Source organism: Bradyrhizobium sp. Rc3b (genome assembly GCF_900114915.1).
Lineage (GTDB): Bacteria > Pseudomonadota > Alphaproteobacteria > Rhizobiales > Xanthobacteraceae > Bradyrhizobium.
Map to the genome: position 1 here is coordinate 672,347 of NZ_FOUS01000002.1, position 21,808 is coordinate 694,154.

Annotated in this window: 19 protein-coding genes; 9 read left to right on the top strand and 10 right to left on the bottom strand. The window is 64.4% G+C overall.

Going from position 1 to position 21,808, the window contains the following annotated elements:
• Positions 1 to 47: 47 nt before the first annotated feature.
• Positions 48 to 1,088 (bottom strand): LysR family transcriptional regulator, encoded by a 1,041-nt coding sequence (locus BM190_RS06760; protein ID WP_018317524.1) that lies wholly within the window; start codon positions 1,086 to 1,088, stop codon positions 48 to 50.
• Between the two features lie 71 nt (positions 1,089 to 1,159).
• On the opposite strand from BM190_RS06760, the gene BM190_RS06765 reads away from it, so the two are divergent.
• From BM190_RS06765 to BM190_RS06780, 5 genes are all read left to right on the top strand, one after another.
• The gene (locus BM190_RS06765) at positions 1,160 to 1,777 is read left to right on the top strand and encodes a hypothetical protein (protein ID WP_018317523.1); all 618 of its coding nucleotides are present in this window, start codon (positions 1,160 to 1,162) and stop codon (positions 1,775 to 1,777) included.
• Entirely contained in the window at positions 1,764 to 2,384 is a 621-nt protein-coding gene (locus BM190_RS06770) for a GNAT family N-acetyltransferase (protein WP_018317522.1), read from the top strand. Before BM190_RS06765 ends, BM190_RS06770 begins: the two co-directional genes overlap by 14 nt.
• Positions 2,385 to 2,409: 25 nt before the next feature.
• The gene (locus tag BM190_RS06775) at positions 2,410 to 2,973 is read left to right on the top strand and encodes an isochorismatase family protein (protein WP_092252955.1); all 564 of its coding nucleotides are present in this window, start codon (positions 2,410 to 2,412) and stop codon (positions 2,971 to 2,973) included.
• Positions 2,974 to 3,003: 30 nt separating this feature from the next.
• A complete protein-coding gene (locus tag BM190_RS40305) occupies positions 3,004 to 3,174 on the top strand; it encodes a hypothetical protein (RefSeq protein WP_162832232.1) in 171 nt (56 codons plus the stop codon).
• A 218-nt stretch (positions 3,175 to 3,392) separates the two neighbouring features.
• Positions 3,393 to 4,775 carry an aspartate aminotransferase family protein gene (locus tag BM190_RS06780; protein ID WP_091955055.1) on the top strand — a complete coding sequence of 461 codons (1,383 nt, stop codon included), beginning with the start codon at positions 3,393 to 3,395 and terminating at the stop codon, positions 4,773 to 4,775.
• A 183-nt stretch (positions 4,776 to 4,958) separates the two neighbouring features.
• Here the strand turns inward: BM190_RS06780 and rnd are convergent, their stop codons facing one another.
• Complete coding sequence (gene rnd / locus BM190_RS06785) at positions 4,959 to 6,107, bottom strand: ribonuclease D (protein WP_092252957.1); 1,149 nt, start codon at positions 6,105 to 6,107, stop codon at positions 4,959 to 4,961.
• Positions 6,108 to 6,457: 350 nt separating this feature from the next.
• The gene (locus BM190_RS06790) at positions 6,458 to 7,357 is read right to left on the bottom strand and encodes a LysR family transcriptional regulator (RefSeq protein ID WP_092252959.1); all 900 of its coding nucleotides are present in this window, start codon (positions 7,355 to 7,357) and stop codon (positions 6,458 to 6,460) included.
• A gap of 103 nt (positions 7,358 to 7,460) precedes the next feature.
• On the opposite strand from BM190_RS06790, the gene BM190_RS06795 reads away from it, so the two are divergent.
• On the top strand, positions 7,461 to 8,450 hold the full coding sequence (locus BM190_RS06795; RefSeq protein WP_092252961.1) for a zinc-dependent alcohol dehydrogenase family protein: 990 nt from the start codon (positions 7,461 to 7,463) through the stop codon (positions 8,448 to 8,450).
• Positions 8,451 to 8,664: 214 nt separating this feature from the next.
• Here the strand turns inward: BM190_RS06795 and BM190_RS06800 are convergent, their stop codons facing one another.
• From BM190_RS06800 to BM190_RS06825, 6 genes are all read right to left on the bottom strand, one after another.
• Positions 8,665 to 9,999 carry an ABC transporter substrate-binding protein gene (locus BM190_RS06800; RefSeq protein ID WP_092252963.1) on the bottom strand — a complete coding sequence of 445 codons (1,335 nt, stop codon included), beginning with the start codon at positions 9,997 to 9,999 and terminating at the stop codon, positions 8,665 to 8,667.
• 11 nt (positions 10,000 to 10,010) lie between these two features.
• A complete protein-coding gene (locus BM190_RS06805) occupies positions 10,011 to 10,880 on the bottom strand; it encodes a carbohydrate ABC transporter permease (protein WP_092252965.1) in 870 nt (289 codons plus the stop codon).
• Positions 10,877 to 11,827 carry a carbohydrate ABC transporter permease gene (locus BM190_RS06810; protein WP_018317512.1) on the bottom strand — a complete coding sequence of 317 codons (951 nt, stop codon included), beginning with the start codon at positions 11,825 to 11,827 and terminating at the stop codon, positions 10,877 to 10,879. Before BM190_RS06810 ends, BM190_RS06805 begins: the two co-directional genes overlap by 4 nt.
• Before the next feature lies 1 nt (position 11,828).
• The gene (locus BM190_RS06815) at positions 11,829 to 12,677 is read right to left on the bottom strand and encodes a phosphodiesterase (RefSeq protein ID WP_092252967.1); all 849 of its coding nucleotides are present in this window, start codon (positions 12,675 to 12,677) and stop codon (positions 11,829 to 11,831) included.
• Between the two features lie 238 nt (positions 12,678 to 12,915).
• A complete protein-coding gene (locus BM190_RS06820; protein ID WP_092252969.1) occupies positions 12,916 to 13,173 on the bottom strand; it encodes a hypothetical protein in 258 nt (85 codons plus the stop codon).
• A gap of 19 nt (positions 13,174 to 13,192) precedes the next feature.
• The gene (locus BM190_RS06825; RefSeq protein ID WP_092252971.1) at positions 13,193 to 14,665 is read right to left on the bottom strand and encodes a protein adenylyltransferase SelO; all 1,473 of its coding nucleotides are present in this window, start codon (positions 14,663 to 14,665) and stop codon (positions 13,193 to 13,195) included.
• Between the two features lie 196 nt (positions 14,666 to 14,861).
• On the opposite strand from BM190_RS06825, the gene aspS reads away from it, so the two are divergent.
• Positions 14,862 to 16,634: an aspartate--tRNA ligase gene (gene aspS, locus BM190_RS06830; protein ID WP_018317508.1), complete on the top strand. Its 1,773-nt coding sequence runs from the start codon at positions 14,862 to 14,864 to the stop codon at positions 16,632 to 16,634.
• A 171-nt stretch (positions 16,635 to 16,805) separates the two neighbouring features.
• On the opposite strand, the gene BM190_RS06835 is transcribed toward aspS, so the two are convergent.
• Complete coding sequence (locus BM190_RS06835) at positions 16,806 to 18,773, bottom strand: aq_1923 C-terminal domain (RefSeq protein WP_092253097.1); 1,968 nt, start codon at positions 18,771 to 18,773, stop codon at positions 16,806 to 16,808.
• 247 nt (positions 18,774 to 19,020) lie between these two features.
• On the opposite strand from BM190_RS06835, the gene BM190_RS06840 reads away from it, so the two are divergent.
• Both BM190_RS06840 and BM190_RS06845 read left to right on the top strand, forming a co-directional pair.
• Positions 19,021 to 21,327 carry an NADP-dependent malic enzyme gene (locus tag BM190_RS06840; protein ID WP_018317506.1) on the top strand — a complete coding sequence of 769 codons (2,307 nt, stop codon included), beginning with the start codon at positions 19,021 to 19,023 and terminating at the stop codon, positions 21,325 to 21,327.
• Between the two features lie 225 nt (positions 21,328 to 21,552).
• The coding region (locus BM190_RS06845; RefSeq protein ID WP_129590977.1) for a transposase at positions 21,553 to 21,808 on the top strand (256 nt) is incomplete at its 3' end.

Sequence of the window (21,808 nt, forward strand, 5' to 3'; positions counted from 1 at the left end):
AGCATGATCTTTTCGGAAAACCGCTGCGCACTTTTCCGGATCATGCTTTAGGTCGGCGTCGCCGCGACATATCCCGTCAATCCAAAACCCTCGCGCGCCGCCGTCATCATCGGCACCAGCGCGTTCGGATGGATGAACTCGTCGCGGAAGCAGGGATAGGTCTTGGGATCGAAGATCTTCTTCAGCCAGTCGACCACGATCTTGTGGCGCTCGGAGGTGCGGAATTCCCGGTGATAGGTGAGCCAGAGATCGGCGTGGTGGCTGACGCCGAGATCGACGGCGATCAGCGGCGCGCCGAGCGCGGTCGAGACCGTCGGCAGGAAGCCGATGCCGGCGCCGCGCTCGACTGCATAGAGCACGCCGACCGAGGAATTGGTCTTGATCCCAACGATGCCCTCGAGCGACTTCAGTCCGAGCACGCGCGCGTAGGCGCCGTCGTCGACCTGCGGCGCGCTCTGCTTGATGATGCGGTGGTTCTTCAGGTCGGCCAGGGTCGCCGGCACGCCGTAGAGATTTTCGTACTCCTTGGAGACGAAGGGATAGATGTGCAGACGCCCGAGCTTGGCGACGATCAGATCCGGATTGGTCGGCGGCTCGAGCTGGATCGCGATGTCCGATTCAAGCCGTGCGACGTCGGCCTGCTCCATCGCGCAGCGCAGATCGACGGTGATCCTGCGGTAGGTCTTCTGGAAGTCGATCAGTCGCGGCAGGATCCAGAAATTGCCCGGGCCTTCCGTCACCGCGACGCGCACTGTGCCTGATGTGTCGTTCGACGACCGCGCGGCGCGCCGGAAGACGTTGAAGGCATGACGCTCCATATGCGCAACGTCGGCGATCATCGCGATGCCTTCATCGCTGAGCGTGAGCCCGCTCTGGTCGCGCAGGAACAGCTTGCAGCCGATGCTCTCTTCGAGCCGGTCGACGCGGCGCATCAGCGTGGTCGAGGTGAGCCCGAGCTCCTCGGCGGCATTGCGAAAACTTTTATACTTTGCGCACGCTAAAAACAGTTTCAAATCGTCCCAGGACGCGCCCAGGACTTCTTCACGGTGCTGCGTCATCGCAGCACCCCGGTGCAATAACTGCTGCATACTCCTGATCCCCAGCCGCTAAGCTCGTCGGCGTAGCGGGGCACGAAAGTCTCGAACGATAGAGGCGTGACATGGGTATGGAAAGGGGCTCGTTTGCCGCAAGGCATGATTTCGACGCCTTGCCGCTGAGCCCGGATGTGGATGTCCGCTGCGCGCAATTGTCCGAAATTGCACCGCTTTCGCAGATGGCGCACCGGCTGGTGCCGGGCGTGCGGATCGGGACAGCCGAGCTTGCGCATTACTTCACGTTCGATCCCCAGAGCATCCTGACGTTCAGCCGGAAGGGCGATCTCGTCGGCGGCATGGCCTTCCTGTTTCTCAATGACCGCGGGCACGATGCGTTGCTCCTCGACGAGATCTGCCTCACCGCGCCCGAGACGCGCTATCTCGCTTCCGCGAACGAAGAGGTCGCGGCCATCTATATCTGGGCGATCGCGGCGACGGGACGCGGTATCGCCGGTCTCGGCAAGGCTGCAGCACATCTGCGACAGCTAAGGTTCCGCAGCGCCGATTGCTATGCGCAGCCGTCAACCGTGGCCGGACGCGACATCATGAAGGCGACCGGCTTTGCGCCGGTCCCGAGCTTCCAGCCCGACCTCTGGTGCTACGAGCGGCCCTGGCATCGCCAGCCGCTGCGCATGCCGGGCGCGATCATCCAAGCAAGGAGTTTTGCAGATGCACGGTACTAGGATCCCTGTCGCCCAGCCCTGTTCCCGCGCCATCACCATCCGCCTTGCGCGCGATCCAAGCGATCTCATGCTGGTCACCGCCATTCGCTCGGCGGTCTATCTCGCCGAGCAGGATTGTCCGTTCGAGGAGGAGTTCGACGGCAACGACATGGTCGCGGCCCATTTCATCGGCTTCGTCGGCAACGAGCCCGCAGGCTGCCTGCGGGTGCGCTTCTTCGGCGATTTCGCCAAGGTGGAGCGGCTCGCGGTCCGTCACCAATACCGGCGCTCGCGCGTCTCGTTCAAGCTGGTGCAGGCCAGCGTCGACTATGTGAAGCGCAAGGGCTTTCGCAAGATCTACGGCCAGGCACAGGACAGGCTGGTCGATTTCTGGGCCCATTTCGGCGCCAAGCCGCTCGGCCACAATCGCAAGATCACATTCTCGGATTTTTCCTACACGGAAATGCTGCTGGAGATCGAGCCGGGCCCGGACGCGATCACGCTGGACAGCGATCCCTACGTGATCATCCGCCCCGAAGGCGATTGGGACCGGCCGGGCGTGCTCGACGCCTCGGCGGGGCGGGCGGTGACTTCACCGCTGCGGGATCTCGCGCTCGCCGACCGTTGAAACTGGTGCAGCTCTGCGCAAGACAATGCTGGCTTCCATCCACGATGATCCGCCGATCCTGATTTGCGCGGATCTCCAGGTCGAGTATCTGACCCCTGGGCGCCGCCACGTCGTCCTCGACGGCGACGCCGTCACGACGCGCTGCCTGGAACTGCTGACCTTGTGGCGGGGCAATCTCTGGCCGGTGATGCATCTGAAGCGCATCGCGCAGGCGGCGTGGTTCAATCCGGCATCGAGGCTGACCGATTGGATCGCGGAGACCAAGCCGCGGCCGGGAGAGATGACGTTCGATCATCCGCTGCCGTCGGCCTACAGCTCGTCGCGGTTTGTGGACTACATGTCCAATATCCGGACCGTGCGCTGCATTCTGATCGGTTTTTCCCTGGACGAGACCATCCTGGCCACCGCAGCCGAAGGGTTTCACCGCAGCCATCGCTACCAGGTGGTCGCTGACGCCGTGGCTTGCCGGCAGCCGGGTACGGGCGAATCCGCCGCTTATAAGCATGCGGTAGTGAATGTCATCGGGAATTTTGCTACAATCCAGTCCAGCGCCGAACTGATCAGAACCAGCGGCGCCGTTGCGGTGTAGGCGGCCGCGACCGGCGGATGGGGTGAGAGATTGTCACGGGGAGACGAGCTCAAGGAGCTGGCGAGTGATCTGTCGCGTGCGGCCGAGAGGGCGCGCGGGCTTGGTTTGCCGACGACGGTCTATCTGCTCTCGATGGCGCTGGTGGAGGTGAGGGAGGCCGCTGCCGGCACTGACGACGGGCATGACGACGACGCGGCATGAGAGATGCTCCACATGTTGCTTCGTCATGAGCGGATTTGTCACGTGCGGCAATGTCACGTGCAGCTTTGTCGCGTGCATTTTTGTGCATCGCTGCTGAGCGCTTGCTGCCGACGAATTGGCGTTGCAAGTTCTGCGCTGTCGCAATAGCCAAGGTACTTGATCATCGAGTGATGACGCCGGCTATGCCTGCGACGAGACGCTTTCAAGGATCTCCGCAAATGTCCATGCTGCCCAATTCGCAAGAGGCCCGGGATGTAGCCTATCAGCTCCATCCCTACACCAACGCGCGCACCCATCAGCAGGCAGGTCCCCTGGTGATCGAGCGCGGCGAGGGTCCTTACGTCTTCGATGCGTCGGGCAAGCGCTATTTCGAGGCGATGGCCGGCCTGTGGAGCGTTGGGCTGGGCTTCAACGAGAAGCGGCTGGTCGAGGCCGCGCACAAGCAGATGCAGGCGCTGCCGTTCTATCACACGTTCTCCGCCAAATCGCACGGGCCCTCGATCGACCTCGCCGAGAAGCTGGTCGCGCTCGCGCCTGTGCCGATGAGCAAGGTGTTCTTCACCAATTCCGGCTCGGAAGCCAACGACACCGTCCTCAAGCTGATCGCCTATCGCTCCAACGCGCTCGGCCAGCCGCAGCGCAAGAAGGTGATCAGCCGGATGCGCGCCTATCACGGCGTCACCATTGCCTCGGCGAGCCTCACCGGCCTGCCGAACAACCACCGCTCGTTCGACCTGCCGCTGCCGAACATCCTGCACACGGGCTCGCCGCATTTCTACAAGGACGGCGCGCCCGGCGAGAGCGAGGAAGCCTTTGCGACGCGCCGGGCCGAGGAGCTCGACGCGCTGATCCAGAAGGAAGGGCCCGATACGATCGCGGCGTTCTTCGGCGAGCCGGTGATGGGCGCGGGCGGCGTCATCGTGCCGCCGGCGACCTATTGGGACAAGATCCAGGCGGTCCTGAACAAGTACGACATCCTGCTGGTCGCCGACGAGGTGATCTGCGGCTTCGGCCGCACCGGCAAGATGTTCGGCTGCGAGACCTACGGCATCAAGCCCGACGTGCTCGTGGTCTCCAAGCAGATCACCTCGAGCTATTTCCCGTTCTCGGCGATCATCATGAACGACCGCATGTTCGAGCCGATTGCGGACGAGAGCAACAAGATCGGCGTGCTCGGCCACGGCTTCACTGCGGGCGGTCATCCGGTCGGTTCGGCGGTTGCGCTGGAAAACCTCAGGATCATCGAGGAGCGCGGCCTGGTCGCGCATGCGGCCGAGCTCGGCGCTTATATGCAGGGCAGACTGCGTGAGCTCACCAGCCATCCGCTGGTCGGCGAGGTTCGCGGCGTCGGCATGATCGCGGCGATCGAGCTCGTGCTCGACAAGGGCCGCAAGACCGCAGCGGCGACGCCGGGCGCCGTCGGCGGCATCGCCAGCCGCATGCTCCAGGAGCGCGGCGTGATCTCGCGCAACATGCTGGACGCCATCGCCATCTGCCCGCCGCTGATCGTCACCAAGGCCCAGATCGACGACCTCGTCGCCGCGATCTCGGGTGTGCTGAACGACATGAAGGCGGAAGTGGCGAAGCTGACGCCGGCGTAGGGTACGCCGGCCTCAAATCTATCACCGTCACCCTGAGGTGGCCGCTTCTTCAGCGGCCCTCGAAGGGCGACGGCCCGGCTGTAGCAGCACGGGCGTTCATCCTTCGAGGCTCCCCGCGTGGTGCTCTGCACCACACGTCTCGCACCTCAGGATGACGAGCAAAAGTTTGCGCCTTGGTGAGCCCTACGCCCGCTGAACCCCGATCACGCGGCCTTTCTCGACCGCCAGCGCCAGCTCGCCGCGCTTGAGCTTCAAGGCAGCGTCGCCGAACAGCTCGCGGCGCCAGCCGCGCAGTGCCGGCACGTCGGCTTCGTCGTCGGCCGCGATCTCCTCGAGATCGTCGACGGTCGCGATCACCTTGCTGGCGACCGCATGCTTCTCGGCGGTCATGCGCAGCAACACCTTCAACAGCTCGACGATGGCGGCGCCGTTGTTGTTGTTGCGCGGCTTCTCCAGCTTCGGAAGCGTCGAAAAATCCCGCGCCAGCCCGCGCTCGACCGCGGCGACGATGTCCGCGCCCCATTTGGATTTCTCGAAACCCTTCGGCACCGAGCGCAGATGGGCGAGCTTTTCCAGCGTGTTCGGCGCGTGGGTCGCGATATCGCTGATGGCCTCGTCGCGCAGCACGCGGCCGCGCGGCACGTCGCGGCTCTGCGCCTCCTGCTCGCGCCAGGCCGCGACCTCCATCAGCACCGCGAGATCCTTCGGCTTGCGCACGCGCGTCTTCAGCCGCTCCCAGGCCCGCTCGGGGTGGAAGTCGTAGGTCCGGGGAGAGGTCAGGACCTCCATCTCGATGGAGACCCATTCGCTGCGACGGCGCTTCTTGAGGTCGGCATCGAGCGCTGCGAACACGTCGCGCAAATGAGTGACGTCGGACACGGCGTAGTGCATCTGCTCCTTGGTCAGCGGCCGGCGCGACCAGTCGGTGAAGCGGTGGGTCTTGTCCGGGCGGTGGCCGGTGACTTTCTCGACCAGCGCGTCGTAGGCGATGCTGTCGCCGTATCCGAGCACCATCGCGGCAACCTGGGTGTCGAACACCGGATGCGGGATGATGTTGGCCTGGTGCCAGATGATCTCGATGTCCTGGCGGGCAGCGTGGAAGACCTTCAGCACGGCCTCGTTGGCCATCAGCTCGAAGAACGGCTTGAGGTCGATCCCCTCGGCCAGGGTATCGACGACGATGGCTTCCTCGGCGCTGGCCATCTGCACCACGCATAGCAGCGGGTAGTAGGTGGTCTCGCGCAGGAACTCGGTATCGACGGTAATGACGGGGTGCTTAGCCAGCCGGCTGCAGGCAGCCGCGAGGTCAGCGGTGGTGGTAATCAAATCCATGAACGGCCCATGACACTTGATATCAGCCGTTCTGCCGAAAGCGCTGTGATGTCAAGGGCTCGATGCGAATTCGAGCCTTGTATTTGAACGGAAATCGCTTTTTCCGACGAAATTCCTATTCGTAGCGGACCCGGTGCGAGGATTTGCGGGCGCAGGGCAACGCCACCACGACCACGCACATGGCGACCAGCGCCAGCCCCAGGAACTCGAAAACCAACAGATCCACGGCGAAATCTCCAGAAACATTGATAGATTTGTCGGGGGTGCGTTGACGGTCTGTTAATTGCGATGGTTACCGGCGGCGCGGGGCGGCGGATGGTGGACGGCGGGTTAACGGCGGAAACCGCCCTTCATGTCATCAGCTTCGGCAGGGCTGCGGCCAAGGTATCCACGGCCACCCGGACCTTTGGCAGCAGCCGGGGTGAGCGCGGCCATAGCGCGTGGCATTCGTAGAGGAATTCCGGTTGGCCGCTGAGGAGCCTGATGAGCGCTCCGGTGGCGAGGCGCTCGCGGACCAGCCAGTACGGTAGCCAGGCGAGCCCCATGCCCTGCGTGGCGGCATCGGCAATCGCCTCGAGATCGTCGAGCCGTAGCCTGCCGGACGGCATGATCTCGCGCACGGGCCCGCTGCCTTGTGGAAATAGCCACGGACGGATGCGCCCCGAGCGGCGATAGATGATCGCCTGATGCGCGGTGAGATCGTCGATCGATTTCGGCTTGCCGCTCGCCCGCAAGTACGAGCGCGCGCCGCACACCACCATGCGCTGGCTTGCGATGCGGCGTGCGATCAGGCCGGACTGGTTGATGAGATCGCCGGTCCGGATCGCAAGGTCGTAGCCGGCCTCGATGATGTCGGTGATCGGATCGCCGAAGGAAAGGTCGAGTTCGAGCCGCGGATGTTTTCGCGCGAGTTTCATCAGCAAGGGGGCAATGCAGTGCCGGCCCAGCAGGGCTGGCATGGTCACGCGGAGCCTGCCGCGCGGCTCGGACAGTTCGTCGGTAACGACGGCATCGGCGGCGTCCGCTTCGAGCAGTACCGCGCGGCAGCGCTCGTAATAGGCCTGGCCCGCGTCAGTCAGGCTCTGTCGCCGTGTGGTGCGGTTGAGGAGGCGGACGCCGAGGCGCTCTTCGAGGAAGCGCACATGCTTGCCGACCATCGGCCCCGACATCTCCAGGGCGTCGGCCGCGGCTGCGAACGAGCCGAGGTCGACAGCCCGAACGAACACGGCCATGCTGGTCAGGCGGTCCATGATTGAAAACTCCTGGTTTCGACTGTTCGCTCACTTTGCCGATTTATCCACTTCCTTGGGATCGGCATAGCTCCATTCAGTTCAATTGTTTTGGAGTGTATCCATGGCCCGCGTCGTTCGCTTTCACCGCCATGGCGGTCCCGAAGTGCTGGGTATCGAGACCGCCAACGTTCCGCCGCCGGCGAAGGGCGAGGTTCAGATTCGGATCAGGGCGCTCGGCCTCAACCGTGCGGAAGCCCTGTTGCGGTCGGGGTCCTATATCGAGACCGCCCAATTTCCGTCCGGTCTTGGTCTCGAGGCGGCGGGTCTTGTCGAGACTGTTGGCGAAGGCGTGGCCGGCTTTGCGCCGGGCGATGCCGTCAGTATCGTGCCGCCGACATCCATGGTGCGATGGCCGGCTTATGCGGAGCTCGCAACTTTTCCGGCCGAACTCGTCGTAAAGCATCCACCCGATCTAAGCTTCGAGACAGCGGCAGCGCTATGGATGCAGTATCTGACGGCCTATGGCGCGCTGGTTGACATCGCCGGACTCTTGCGAGGGGACGTGGTCGCCATCACGGCGGCATCGAGCAGCGTCGGGCTTGCCGCAATCCAGATCGCGAACCGGATCGGGGCTGTCCCGGTCGCCCTGACCCGGACATCGGCCAAGCGGCGGGCCTTGCTCGATGCCGGTGCCGCTTACGTCGTGGCCTCAGACGAGGAGGATATCGCAGCGCGGCTGGCGGAGATCGCCGGTTCAAACGGCGTCCGCGTGGTGTTTGATGCCGTCGGCGGTCCGGCGTTCGAGCCGCTGACTGCGGCGATGGCGCCGGGCGGCATCCTGATCGAATATGGCGGGCTGAGCCCTGAGCCGACGCCGTTCCCACTCTTCAACGTGTTGACCAAGAGCCTGGTCCTGCGCGGCTACCTCGTGCACGAGATCGTCCGCGATCCGACGCGACTTGGGCAGGCCAGGGCTTTCATCCTCGATGGGGTGGCGGACGACACGTTGAAGCCGATCATCGCGCGAACGTTCAAGTTCGAGGATATTGTCGAGGCGCATCGCTTCCTGGAGTCGAACACGCAGTTCGGCAAGATTGTCGTGACGATCTGAGGTCGCGCATTTCGAGGTGTAGTTTCGTAGGGTGGGCAAAGCGAAGCGTGCCCACCATCGCTCAATAGATAGAAAGGTGGGCACGGCATTGTGTGCCTTTGCCCACCCTACGAGATCGCGTTCGTGGCTCGCAGGATGGATTACGCCCGCGACGGCGTTTCACGCGGTCGCGGGCTAATCTTACTGCGTGACTAATCCACCCTACAAGGCAGCCTTACGGCAGCTTCAGCGACGTCTCTGCATTGTACGGCTTCAGCGTCTCATCCGCGGCCTTCTGGGCGGCGGCGAGGGCTTCCTTCGGCTGCTTCTTGCCGTTGAGGACCAGCATCACCTCGTCCTCGAGGTTCTTGCGCACCGGCACGGTCTTGTAGGTCGCGAACCAGGGCTTTGCGACGTCGAGTTGCTCGACGGCGGTCTTGGCGTCGGGGTTCTTGTTGAGGAAGTCGACCATCTCTGGCGTTTTGTAGGCGGCCATGTTGGGCGCGAAATAGCCGGTGGCGCGGCTCCACCAGCCGCTCTTCTCGGGCGAGGTCATCCACTTGATCAGCGTCCATGCGGCCTTCTGCTTGTCGGCCTCGAGCCCTGCCGGAACGATCAGCGAGGCGCCGCCGATCGGCACAGCGTTGCGGACGTTGCGCGGGATGAAGGCGACCTTGTAGGCGAACTTGGCGTTGTCGCGCACGTAAGTGAGCGAGCCCGTCGACAGCATCATCATCGCGGCGTTGCCGGAGATGAAGGAAGTGCTGACGGCAGGGCCAGGCGTGGCGCCGGGAGCGTGGACCTTGTGCTTGTAGACGAGGTCATTCCACCAGGTCAGTGCGCCGAGCATCGAAGGCGTGTCGTAATAGACCTCGCCGCCGAACTCCTCGTTGTAGTAGCGCCCGCCATTGCTCATGGTGAGCGTTTCCATCATCCAGCCGCAATAGTCATACGCGCAGGGGATCGCGATGCCCCATTGGGTCACCTTGTCGCCCTCGCGCTTGGTGAGCTTCTTGGCCCAGTCGGTGAGCTCGGCCCAGGTCTGCGGCGGCTTGCTCGGATCGAGGCCGGCTTCCTTGGCCTTATCGGCGTTGATGTAGAGCAGCGGTGTCGAATTGTGGAAGGGCACGCCGTAGACCGAGCGGTTGATCACCGCGTTGCCCTGCAGCGCCGGGAAGAACTGGCCGAGGAACTGCTCCTTGGTGGTGCCGTCGGCCTTGATCAGGGCATCGAGATTGGTGAGCTCGTTCTCGATCTGCATGTCGAGCAGGAAGTTCGCCGACATGATCACGGCGGACGGCGGCTTGCCGGCCTTGATCGCGGCGCGCGTCTTGATCAGCGTGTCGTCATAGGAGCCGGTGTAGACCGCGGTCGCCTTGACGTCCGGATGGGTCTCGTTGAACTCCTTGATCAAGGTGCCCATGTCGCGGGCGAGCTTGCCGTCGACGGGGACGGGGAAGAACAGATCGATCTCGGTCGGGCCTTCGCCGGCGAGCGCCGGAAGGGCGAGGGCACTTGCCATGGAGCCTGCCATGGCAAGGCCGAGCATGAGCCTGCGGGAAAACAGCATCGAAGAATCTCCTATTTGATGCCTGAGGTGACGAAAGAGCTGATGAAGCGCTTCTGGAAGATCAGGAAGGTGATGAGCAGCGGGCCGATCACCATCAGCGTGCCGGCGGCGATGGTGCCCCAGGCCTGCGTGCCTTCGGCGGTCTTGGTGAAGACGGAGAGCCCGACCGTGAGCGGCCGCTTGTCCGGCGAGTTAATCACCATCAGCGGCCACAGGAAGTCGTTCCAGTGGCTGGTCACGGAGATGATGGCGAAGGCGGAGAAGCTCGGCATCGACAGCGGCACGTAGATATGGCGGATGCGCTGGAGCAGGCTGGCGCCGTCGATCAGGGCTGCGTCTTCCAGCTCGGTCGGAATCGCCTCGAACGCCTGGCGCATCAGGAAGGTGCCGAAGGCGGAGGCGAAGAACGGCATCATCACGCCGGTGAGCGTGTCGTAGAGGCCGAGTTGCGCCACCAGCGACAGGTTCGGCACGATCAGCAGCACCGGCACCAGCATCAGCTGCATCAGGAACAGATAGAAGATCGGCGTCTTGCCGAGGAAGTCGAGGCGCGCGAAGGCAAAGCCCGCCAGCGTGATCGTGACGAATTGCACCAGCAAAATGCCGGCACAGATGATCGTGGTGTTGAGCGTGTAGCGCGGGAAATCGCCGATCTCCCAGGCATCCCTGACATTGTCGAGCGTCGGCTTCAGGCTCGGCATCAGCTCGGCCATGGCATTGATGCCGTCGGAGGCCGGGCGCAGCGTCGCCACGACCATCCACAGGAACGGAATGAGCCAGACGATCGCGAGCAGCACGGTCAGCAGGAAGCCGAGCTTGGGCGTGATCTCGCCCCGTGTGGCGAGCGGGGCGTCCTTGTAGAGGGCGTCGATCAGCTTCATGGCCCGCCCTCGCGGTTGGCCATGGTGCGGAAGGAAAGCGCGGTGAGGCCCATCAGCGCGGCGAGCGTCAGCAGCGTCGCGGCCGAGGCCTTGCCGACGTCGTAATGCTCGACCGCCTGCTGGTAGATGTAGAACAGCACGAGGTTGGTCGAATTGGATGGCCCGCCCTGGGTCATGACGAAGACGTGGTCGACCTGCGTCACCGCGTTGAGCGTGGCGATCACGATGACGAACAGGAAGGTGGGCTTGAGCTCGGGCAAGATGATGTGGCGGAAGCGCATGTAAGGCCCGGCGCCGTCGAGATGCGCGGCCTCCATGACGTCCTCAGGCACGGCCTGGAGACCGGCGAGGAAGAACAGCATGTAATAGCCGGCGTTCTTCCAGATCGTGATGATCATGATCGCATACAGCGCGATGTCGGGATCGCCGAGCCAGTTCGGCAGCACCGGAAGCAGGCGGCCGATATAGAAGTCGAGCAGGCCGACATTGGGCAGGAAGATGAACATGAACAGCGCCGAGGCCGCGACCATCGGGATCAGCACCGGCAGGAACAGCGCCGCCCGCAGCGCGCTGCTGACGGCGTTGGTGCGCGACAGCGCCAGCGCAAACAGCAGCGCGAGGCCGATGCTCGGGATCGCCGTGCCGATGGCATAGACGAGATTGTTGACGACCGCGCCGGTGAAGGCGGGGTCGGCCAGCACCGCGCTGATATTGTCGAGGCCGACGAAGCGGACCGGCGCCTTCGGCGTGGCGCGCTGGTAGAGCGCATCGATGAACACGCGGCCCATCGCGCCATAGGTGAACAGCGCGAGAAAGACCAGCGAGGGCAGCAACAGGAGATAGGCGGGCAGCGAAGCTTTGAAGCGCGTGCCGAGGCGCTTCAGGACGTCCAGGCGCGGCGCCGCCGAGGTCGCGACCGGAAGAGCCGCGGGTTCGGCGAGGCTCATCTCACCGCGCCGGGAAATTGAGCGCATAGTCGCGGCCGTCCGTTCCCACGGGTGGTTCGAAGGGAAAGCGCAGACTGGTGTCGAGGAAGTCGTGGCTGTGCACGACGAGGTTTTCGTCGTCGATCAGCACGACGCCATAGGCGGGGGGCTCGTGGCTGGCCAGATGCGGCGCGTCAGCGTCGAGCTCGAACCAGACCTGGTGGTTGGTGCCGCGTAGGGTGGAGAACGGGATCTTGCCGTAGCTGCCGAAGATCGGCCGGTGCACATGGCCGAAGAAGAGGTGGCGGATGCGCGCGCGATAGGGCGCGATCACCTCGGCGAACTCCGCGCTCTGTTTCAGCCCGATCTCGTCCATCGCATGGACGCCGATCGGGAAGGGCGGGTGATGCATGAACACGACGAACTGCTGGTCGGCGGGTGCAGCCGCGAGCGTCTTCGCGAGCCAGTCGAAGCGCTTGGCGCACATCTCGCCGGCGTGGCTGGTCTCGTCCAGCGTGTCGAGGAAGACGAACAGGCCATGGTCGGTGGTGCGCGTGCCCTGCACGAAGCCGTTTGAATCGCGCGGCGCGGCCTTCAGCGCGTCGAGGCAGGTGACGCGGCGGTCGTGATTGCCGACCATGGCGATGTAGGGGATTTTCAGCGCTGACATCGCGTCGGCGAAATTGGCGTAGGATTCCGGCTCGCCCCAATGGGTGAGGTCGCCGGTCACGACCGCGAAGGCGGCGTCGGACTGGTGCGTGTTGATGTCGGCGATCGCAGCATCCAGCCGGGTGCGCGGATCGAGGCCGTAGAGCTTCAATCCCGGGTTCGCGAGATGCGTGTCGGTGAGGTGGATGAATTTGAAGGGCATGGCGCGCTTTGTCGGGACGGTTGGAGGATGGGTGCCTCCGGCAGGACGACCCTGACAGGCGGTTAGAGCGCGTGTGTTTCAGTTTGATGACAGTGGTTCCCGTGTCCACAGCAGCGCGCTGCGCACGGTGGATTAGCCGAAGGGGTAATTCAAAGTTCCGGCTTACCTTGAGTTGCGGTGCTGCGCGGAGCAGAGCTAATCTAAGCGCGCAAACTTGGTTCTTGTCCCGCGGATCGAGCTAACGGTCGATCGCGCGCAGGCGCTTGATCTCGGCGATCAATCTCGGAATGTCCTGTCGCGCGTTGGCGATGAATTCCTGATCGGCGAGCGTCGCGCCAGTGAGGTAGATGTCTTCGCCTCCGGTCTGGACGAAGTCCGATCCGCTTAGTTCATCGCGCTTCTCGATGAACGATTTCCAAGGACCCGCGGTCGCCTGCTCGCAGCGCGCCTTGATCGCTTCGATCTCGTCATCTGTCAGGGCCGAGAGCTGCGTCATCTTGCAATCCAGAACAGGTTTACGTCCCACAAAACGTCTGCAACACCCGCTGGTCCGGCAGCGGCGGATCGGCGTAGGCCGCATATGCCGGCTGGTCCTCGTATGGCTTCGCCAGCACCTTCACCAGCTCTTCGAACGGCGCGTAGTCGTCGTCATTCACCGCAGCCTGGATCACAGCCTCGACGCGGTGGTTGCGCGGGATGAACATGGGATTGACGGCGTGCATGGCGGCTTGTCGGTCGGCAGCGCTCTGCGGCTCCAGCGCGATGCGTGCGCGCCAGCGGCCGGACCACTCGTCGAAGGCTGCGGGCTCCATGAACTGCGCACGCGCATCCGCGCTGTCATCAACGGCGGAATCGCCGAGCTTGCGGAAGGTGAGGGTGAAGTCGGCCTGGTTCTTGGCCATGGCTTCGAGCAGGTCCTGGATCAGGGCGTCGTCGCCTTCACGCTCCGTGAACAGGCCGACCTTTTCGCGCAAGCCGGCTTGATAAGCCGTGCTGAAAATCTCGGAGAAGGCGCCGAGAATGTCCTGGGCTTCGGCCACCGCCTTCTCCTGCTCGTCGGAGAACAACGGCAGCAGGCACTCGGCGAGGCGGGTCAAATTCCACAGCGCGATACGCGGCTGGTTGGCATAGGCGTAGCGGCCCATCTCGTCGATCGAGGAGAACACCTGCGCGGGGTTGTAGGCGTCCATGAAGGCGCAGGGGCCGTAGTCGATGGTCTCGCCCGAGATGGAGCTGTTGTCGGTGTTCATCACGCCGTGGATGAAGCCGACCAGCAGCCAGCGCGCGACGAGCTCGGCCTGGCGGGCGACGACGCCGGCGAGCAGTTCGTGATAGGGCCGCTCCGCATCGCGCAGTTCCGGATAGTGCCTGGCGATGACGTGATCGGCGAGCCGGCGGATCGCCTCGGTGTCACGCCGCACGGCGAAGAACTGGAAGGTGCCGACGCGGATATGGCTGGAGGCGATACGCGTCAGCACGGCGCCCGGCAGCGCGGTCTCGCGGATGACGTGCTCGCCGGTGACGACGGCGGCGAGCGAGCGGGTGGTCGGGATGCCCAGCGCATACATCGCTTCGCTGACGATGTATTCGCGCAGGACCGGTCCGAGCGCGGCGCGGCCGTCGCCGCGGCGGGAGAACGGGGTGGGACCGCTGCCCTTGAGCTGGATGTCCCGGCGGACGCCGTCCTTGTCGATGACCTCGCCGAGCAGGATGGCGCGGCCGTCGCCGAGCTGCGGGACGAACTGCCCGAACTGGTGGCCGGCATAGGCCATGGCGATCGGATCGGCGCCGTCGGGAACCGTCTTCCCCGCCAGGATCGCCGCGCCTTCCGCCGTCTCCAGCAGGTCAGGATCGAGCCCGAGCTGGACCGCCAGCGGCCGGTTCAGCTTGATCAGCCGGGGGGCGGCGACAGGGGTCGGCGCGACGCGGGCAAAGAAGCTGTCGGGCAGCGCCGAATAGGAGTTCTGGAAGGGGAAATGCACCGTCATGCCCTCAAGATAGGGCTGGAACGCCTGATGGCAAAGGGATGGGCCCAGATCGGGCAAAAATGGGCGCTTCCGGCCCAAAACAGGCCGTTCCCTTGGTTGCCGCCCCCGGCCTCGTCGGGTAAACCCTGCCGCAATCTCGGACCGGCCGTGACAGGCGGTCCGATTCGCTTCCACCGACATCATTTTTGGGACGACCATGCATCGCTACCGGTCACATACATGCGGCGCGCTCCGCGAGAGCAACATCGGCGAGACGGTCCGCCTGTCAGGCTGGGTCCATCGCGTCCGCGACCATGGCGGCGTGCTGTTCATCGACCTGCGCGACCATTACGGCCTGACCCAATGCGTGGTCGACCCGGACTCGCCGGCGTTCTCGCTGGCCGAAAAGCTGCGCTCGGAATTCGTGGTGCGGATGGACGGCAAGGCCCGCCGCCGCCCCGAAGGCACCGACAATGACGATCTGCCGACCGGCAAGATCGAGATCTATGTCACCGAGATCGAGGTGCTGGGTCCGGCCGGTGATCTGCCGCTGCCTGTGTTCGGCGACCAGGAATATCCTGAAGACATCCGCCTGAAGTACCGCTTCCTCGACCTGCGTCGCGAAAAGCTGCACCAGAACATCATGACGCGCGTCGAGATCATCAAGTCGATGCGCCGGCGCATGGAGGGGCAGGGCTTCTTCGAGTTCAACACCCCGATCCTGACCGCGTCCTCGCCGGAGGGCGCGCGCGACTTCCTGGTGCCCTCGCGCATCCATCCCGGCAAATTCTACGCACTGCCGCAGGCGCCGCAGCAGTACAAGCAGCTGCTCATGATGAGCGGCTTCGACCGCTACTTCCAGATCGCGCCCTGTTTTCGCGACGAGGACCCGCGCGCCGACCGTCTGCCGGGCGAGTTCTACCAGCTCGACGTCGAGATGAGCTTTGTGACGCAGGAAGACGTCTTTGCGGCGATGGAGCCCGTGATCACGGGCGTGTTCGAGGAGTTCGCCAAGGGCAAGCCGGTCACCAAAGGCTGGCGCCGGATTCCGTTCGCCGAGGCGCTACGCAAATACGGCAGCGACAAGCCGGATCTGCGCAATCCCATCGAGATGCAGGACGTCTCCGAGCATTTCCGCGGCTCCGGCTTCAAGGTCTTTGCGCGCATGCTCGAAGACCCCAAGAACCAGGTCTGGGCGATCCCGGCGCCCGGCGGCGGCAGCCGCGCGTTCTGCGACCGCATGAATTCGTGGGCGCAGGGCGAGGGTCAGCCCGGGCTCGGTTACATCATGTGGCGCGAGGGCGGCGAGGGTGCAGGTCCCCTTGCGAACAATATCGGTCCCGAGCGCACCGCTGCGATCCGCGCGCAGATCGGCACCAAGGAAGGCGATGCCGCCTTCTTCGTCGCCGGTGATCCCGACAAATTCTGGAAGTTCTCAGGCCTTGCCCGAAACAAGGTCGGCGAGGAATTGAACCTCACCGACAAGGAGCGGTTCGAGCTCGCCTGGATCGTCGACTTCCCAATGTACGAGTACAACGAGGACGACAAGAAGGTCGATTTCTCGCACAACCCGTTTTCGATGCCGCAAGGCGGCCTCGATGCGCTGAAGGGCCAGGACCCGCTCACCATCAAGGCGTTCCAGTATGACATCACCTGCAACGGCTACGAGATCGCCTCGGGCGGCATCCGCAACCACGTGCCGGAAGCGATGGTGAAGGCGTTCGAGATCGCAGGCTACGGCGAGCAGGAAGTGGTCGACCGCTTCGGCGGCATGTACCGCGCCTTCCAGTACGGCGCGCCGCCGCACGGCGGCATGGCCGCCGGCGTCGACCGCATCGTGATGCTGCTGTGTGGCACCACGAATCTGCGCGAGATCTCGCTGTTCCCGATGAACCAGCAGGCCATGGACCTCCTGATGGGCGCCCCGTCGGAAGCGACGACCAAGCAGCTTCGCGAGCTGCATGTGCGGGTGAACCTGCCGCAGAAGTGAGTGTGCCTTGCCTCTCCCCGCATGCGGGGAGAGGCCGCCTCGCATCGAAGATGCGAGGCGGGTGAGGGGGACTCTCCGCGAGTCTAACTCTCACCGTGATTGCGGAGGCGGCCCCTCACCCCAACCCTCTCCCCGTAAGAACGGGGCGAGGGAGCGCACCGCCGCCGTCACCTACAACCCCGTCGACGCCTCGATCCTGAACTGCGCCAGCGCGATGATCGGCTCGTTGTCGAGGACGTCCATGAGCTGAAGTACCGGCAGCTTGCCGAGCGGCGTCAGCTTGATGGTCAGCGTCTGGCCTGATGCCTCGACGAAGCCGGCCAGCGCATCGACCGCGGCCTTGGCATCGAGATTTGAGGCGGCGATCTTCTCGCCCTGCGCCCGGATCATCGCAACGAGGGCGCTGCGCGCGGCATCACGGCTGACATTCTGCACGCGCGCAAACTGGGCCACGACAAGATCGACAACGCCGCGATCGCGCAACGACAGCTCGATTGCGCCGGTCTCGACCTGCGCCAACTGGCCCATAGCCTCGAGCGGGTCCGTCGTGGTGAAGAGGTCGCGCGGCACCTTGGCGAGCGCCACGCTTACCTGCGCTTTGGCGAGGTTGCCGAGATCTAGCGTGGCCGGCGCCAGCGCGAATGCGCCTGACGCTTCCGTACAGGCCGCGCCGAGATCGAGGTCGATCGCGAGCTTGTCCACGCCTGCCACGATCAGCGGCTGCAGCGCCGGATTGGCGGGATCGGTCGGCGTGACCATCTTCACGACCAGACTGGCCTTGCTCGGGATCGATCCCACCAGCTGGCCCCAGTTCAGGCTGATCGTGTCGATGGTGATCGGCTGCCGCGCGGTGTTGTGGGGCGCAACCACGCCCTTGATCTCGGCGCCTTCGAACACGCGGAACAGACCCAGCATCTGCTCCGGTGAGGGCGCCTGTCCGGGATTGCTGACGCCGGCCCCCAAGCGCATCAGTTTTGCCATGCTGAACGACTTCAAAGCGAAGCGCTCCATCTTGAACTGCCCCTGTGGGGTCGGCGTATCGACGCCCTCGATCGCGAATTCGCCTTCGCGATATCTGATCGTGTTCACCTTGCCGGTCTCCTGCGGCGTGCCGATCGAGATCTTGCTGACCTCGGCCTTGCCGATGCGAACACCCTCATAGATTCCGGCGATCCTCTCCAGCACGTCGCGCGTTTCTGCCGGCGTCGGAACGGCCGATTGAGCCTGCAGCGCGTCAAATCGCTCGGCCAGCCGGAATTTCGACGGTTGCACGTCGATGTCCTCCATCACGAAGCCGTCGATATCGATACGCAGCCCCTGAGCCGTTTTGAGCGCATACGGGCCGGCCAGGATTTGCCGGTAGACGCGATGATAGGTCTCGTCACTGCTGGTCTTTGGATCGAGCGCGGCGATGATCGCGGTCACATCGAAATCATTGACGATGACGTTAGACACCTCGCCGGTCAGCTTGTCCTGTTTGCCCGGCTGGTTCACATCGACCGAAATGGTGGCGCGGTCCGCCTTCATTGCATCGATCTTGCCGTGCTTCAGGTTCTGGATCGTCAATCCGGAATAGGTGATCTCGCCGCCGCCGGGACCGCGGCCGGAATCGAAGCTCATCGTCAGCGTGGGCGCCGTGAGCGAGGACGCCGCGACGCTTGCGTATTGACCGAGCATGTAGCGGTAGAGGTCGGCCAGGGAGCCGCTCGCCGGCGCAGCGCCGCTGTGAAAGGGGCCGGCATAGTCGCGCATCGTCAGTTGTGGGATCTTGTAGGACGCCTTCCCCTTGGGAGGGCCGACTTGGTCAAGCGCGACGTCGAAGCCGGTGATGTCGATGCTGTCGGCTGAAAACCTGCTGTCGTCGATCTGGCGAACGCCGGTGCCCTTGATGCCGGCGATCTTGATCTGCGCTTGCGGCTGGCTGCCGGGTGTGACCGCGATGTCCTCGATGGTCAGCGTTCGGCTCATCAGGTCGAATTCGACCTTGCCATGGCTCGCTTTACCGCCATTGCTGCGGATCTGCTCAAACGCTGTCTCGACTTCGGAGATGGCGCGATGCTTGGCGTAAAGGTTGAAGCCGAACCATCCGCCCGCGCCGAGCACGGCTGCCACGATCAGGCCGATCAGGATTCGCTTCATTCCCAGCTCCAGTTGCTCGTTTTGCACCGCGCAACCTGCCATATTCGCGAAACGCCGCGCGGTCCAGGGAAAGCTATGGTTTTCAAATATTTGACCGCGCGCCCTGTTGATGGGCGCGCAATCGGATGTTGCCACCGGGGCGCCCGGCGTGCTTCATCCCGTTTCCATGACCCGGAAATACGGTCCGCTTGGACCGCGGCTTCGGATCGTGCATTTTTGAGGCCGGTAACGCGAGGCGAGACACCGCATGTCGTCCTATTCTGATGATCTCCACCAGGCGGCGCTCGCCTACCATCGTCTGCCGCGCCCTGGGAAGCTCGAGATCCAGGCAAGCAAGCCGCTTGCCAACCAGCGTGACCTCGCGCTGGCCTATTCGCCGGGCGTCGCCGCGGCCTGCACCGAGATCGCCAAGAACCCGGCGGAAGCCGCCACGCTGACCACCCGCGCCAATCTGGTCGCCGTGGTCTCCAACGGTACCGCCGTGCTCGGCCTCGGCAATATCGGACCGCTGGCCTCCAAGCCGGTGATGGAGGGCAAGGCCGTCCTGTTCAAGAAATTCGCCGGCATCGACGTGTTCGACATCGAAATCGCCGCCGACACCATCGACCGCGTGGTCGAGACCGTGGCGGCGCTCGAGCCGACCTTCGGCGGCATCAATCTGGAAGACATCCGTGGACCGGAGTGCTTCGAGATCGAGGCGCAGCTCAAGGAGCGCATGAAGATCCCGGTCTTCCATGACGACCAGCACGGCACCGCGATCATCGTCGCCGCCGCCATCACCAACGGGCTCCGGCTGAACGGCAAGAAGCTGTCGGACGTCAAGATCGTCGCCTCCGGCGCAGGGGCCGCGGCCATCGCCACGCTGAACCTGCTGGTCTCGATGGGCGCGCAGCGCAAGAACATCTGGGTCTGCGACATCGACGGCCTCGTGCATGAGGGCCGCAACACCACGATGGACCGCTGGAAAGCGGTCTATGCGCAGAAGACCGACAAGCGCACGCTCGGCGACGTCATCGGCGGCGCCGACATCTTCATCGGTCTCTCGGCGCCGGGCGTGCTCAAGCCCGAGATGGCCAAGGCGATGGCCGACAAGCCGCTGATCATGGCGCTCGCCAATCCGACCCCTGAGATCATGCCGGAGGAGGCGCGCAAGGTGCGCCCTGACGCCATGATCTGCACCGGCCGCTCCGACTATCCAAACCAGGTCAACAATGTCCTCTGCTTCCCCTTCATCTTCCGCGGCGCACTCGATGTCGGCGCCAGCGCCATCAACGAGGAGATGAAGCACGCCGCCGTCGAGGCCATCGCGCAGCTCGCGCGCGAGGCGCCGTCGGATGCGGTCGCGCAGGGTTTTGACACCGGCGAGACGCAAGGGTTCGGCCCGGGCTCGCTGATCCCGAGCCCATTTGACCCGCGCCTGATCCTGCGCATCGCGCCGGCGGTGGCGAAGGCTGCGATGGAGTCCGGCGTCGCGACGCGGCCCATCACCAATTTCGACGAATACACCGCGCTGCTCGAGCGCTTCGCCTTCCGCTCTGGCCTCGTCATGAAGCCGATGTTCGCCAAGGCCAAGACCCAGCCGGTGCGCGTGATCTATGCCGAAGGCGAGGACGAGCGCGTGCTGCGCGCCACGCAGGTGGTGCTGGAGGAGAATTTGGCGCGGCCGATCCTGGTCGGGCGTCCTTCGGTCGTGGAGGCACGCATCAAGCGCTTCGGCCTCTCGATCCGCGCCGGCAAGGATTTCGACCTGGTCAATCCCGAGGACGATCCGCGTTACCGTTCCTATGTGCAGTCCTATGTCGAGGTCGCCGGTCGCCGCGGCGTGACGCCGGATGCGGCGCGCACGGTGGTGCGTACCAACAACACAGTGATCGCTGCGCTCGCGGTGACGCGCGGGGAGGCGGATGCCATGCTCTGCGGCGTCGAGGGCCGCTACATGAGCCATCTGCGCCATGTCCGCGAGATCGTCGGTTTTTGTCCGGGCATTAGCGACTACGCGGCGCTGGCGCTGCTGATCACCAGCAAGGGCGCCTTCTTCATCGCCGACACGCAGGTTCGCCCCAATCCGAGCGCGGAGGAACTCGCCGAGATCGCATCGCTCGCCGCGGTGCACGTCCAGCGCTTCAACATCAAGCCGAAGATCGCCTTCGTCTCGCACTCGGATTTCGGCAGCTACGACACCGATTCCTCGCGCAAGATGCGCCGGGCGACCCAGCTGTTGAAGGATAAGCATCCGGAGATCGAGGCCGACGGCGAGATGCAGGGTGACACGGCACTTTCGGCTGCGGCGCGAAAAATGGTGTTGCCGCATTCCAATCTCGAGGGGGAAGCCAACATCCTGATCATGCCGACGCTGGACACCGCCAACGTCGCCTATCAGATGATCAAGTCGCTGGCGGACGCGCTCCCCGTCGGCCCGATCCTGGTCGGCCCGGCGCGCCCGGCGCATATCCTCACCCCCTCGGTGACGGCGCGCGGCATCCTCAACATGACGGCCGTCGCGGTCGTCGAAGCGCAGGAGCGCGCGGCACGGCAGCCGACGTTGTTCACGTAGGCATCTAGCGTCGTCGGCGCTGCCATCCCTTCTCCCTTGTGGGAGAAGGTGGCGCGAAGCGCCGGATGAGGGGTTGTTTCCGCGCCTCGGGATCTCGCGAGTTTCCGCGCCGATAGATACCCCTCATCCGTCTCGCCGCTTTGCGGCGAGCCACCTTCTCCCACAAGGGGCCTGTTGCGTAATCCGCCAGTTGTGATTCCCTAGGGCAAAGCCTTGGAGGTAACGATGGCGGTGAAGCGGACAGGACAGCCGAGCTTTGTAGAAGCGCTGATGCCGAAGGGCGCCGGCGCCAATGCGGCGCTGGATCGGTTGGCTGGCCTGGTCAAGTGGTACCGGTTCGAGAAGCTGATCGGCCATTTGCGGGATGAAGGGAGTCCCGGTCGTCCAGGCTATCCGGTGCTTGTGCTGTTTCGCGCGGTGCTGCTGCAGTCGCTCTACGGTCTTTCGGAGCGCGAACTGGAGGAGGCGCTGGGCGACCGGT

Excerpts from the sequence above, each read along its gene's own strand:
- BM190_RS06760 (WP_018317524.1), bottom strand. The coding sequence starts at position 1,088 with ATGCAGCAGTTATTGCACCGGGGTGCTGCGATGACGCAGCACCGTGAA.
- BM190_RS06765 (WP_018317523.1), top strand. The coding sequence starts at position 1,160 with ATGGGTATGGAAAGGGGCTCGTTTGCCGCAAGGCATGATTTCGACGCC.
- BM190_RS06770 (WP_018317522.1), top strand. The coding sequence starts at position 1,764 with ATGCACGGTACTAGGATCCCTGTCGCCCAGCCCTGTTCCCGCGCCATC.
- BM190_RS06775 (WP_092252955.1), top strand. The coding sequence starts at position 2,410 with ATGCTGGCTTCCATCCACGATGATCCGCCGATCCTGATTTGCGCGGAT.
- BM190_RS06780 (WP_091955055.1), top strand. The coding sequence starts at position 3,393 with ATGTCCATGCTGCCCAATTCGCAAGAGGCCCGGGATGTAGCCTATCAG.
- rnd (WP_092252957.1), bottom strand. The coding sequence starts at position 6,107 with ATGGATTTGATTACCACCACCGCTGACCTCGCGGCTGCCTGCAGCCGG.
- BM190_RS06790 (WP_092252959.1), bottom strand. The coding sequence starts at position 7,357 with ATGGACCGCCTGACCAGCATGGCCGTGTTCGTTCGGGCTGTCGACCTC.
- BM190_RS06795 (WP_092252961.1), top strand. The coding sequence starts at position 7,461 with ATGGCCCGCGTCGTTCGCTTTCACCGCCATGGCGGTCCCGAAGTGCTG.
- BM190_RS06800 (WP_092252963.1), bottom strand. The coding sequence starts at position 9,999 with ATGCTGTTTTCCCGCAGGCTCATGCTCGGCCTTGCCATGGCAGGCTCC.
- BM190_RS06805 (WP_092252965.1), bottom strand. The coding sequence starts at position 10,880 with ATGAAGCTGATCGACGCCCTCTACAAGGACGCCCCGCTCGCCACACGG.
- BM190_RS06810 (WP_018317512.1), bottom strand. The coding sequence starts at position 11,827 with ATGAGCCTCGCCGAACCCGCGGCTCTTCCGGTCGCGACCTCGGCGGCG.
- BM190_RS06815 (WP_092252967.1), bottom strand. The coding sequence starts at position 12,677 with ATGCCCTTCAAATTCATCCACCTCACCGACACGCATCTCGCGAACCCG.
- BM190_RS06820 (WP_092252969.1), bottom strand. The coding sequence starts at position 13,173 with ATGACGCAGCTCTCGGCCCTGACAGATGACGAGATCGAAGCGATCAAG.
- BM190_RS06825 (WP_092252971.1), bottom strand. The coding sequence starts at position 14,665 with ATGACGGTGCATTTCCCCTTCCAGAACTCCTATTCGGCGCTGCCCGAC.
- aspS (WP_018317508.1), top strand. The coding sequence starts at position 14,862 with ATGCATCGCTACCGGTCACATACATGCGGCGCGCTCCGCGAGAGCAAC.
- BM190_RS06835 (WP_092253097.1), bottom strand. The coding sequence starts at position 18,773 with ATGAAGCGAATCCTGATCGGCCTGATCGTGGCAGCCGTGCTCGGCGCG.
- BM190_RS06840 (WP_018317506.1), top strand. The coding sequence starts at position 19,021 with ATGTCGTCCTATTCTGATGATCTCCACCAGGCGGCGCTCGCCTACCAT.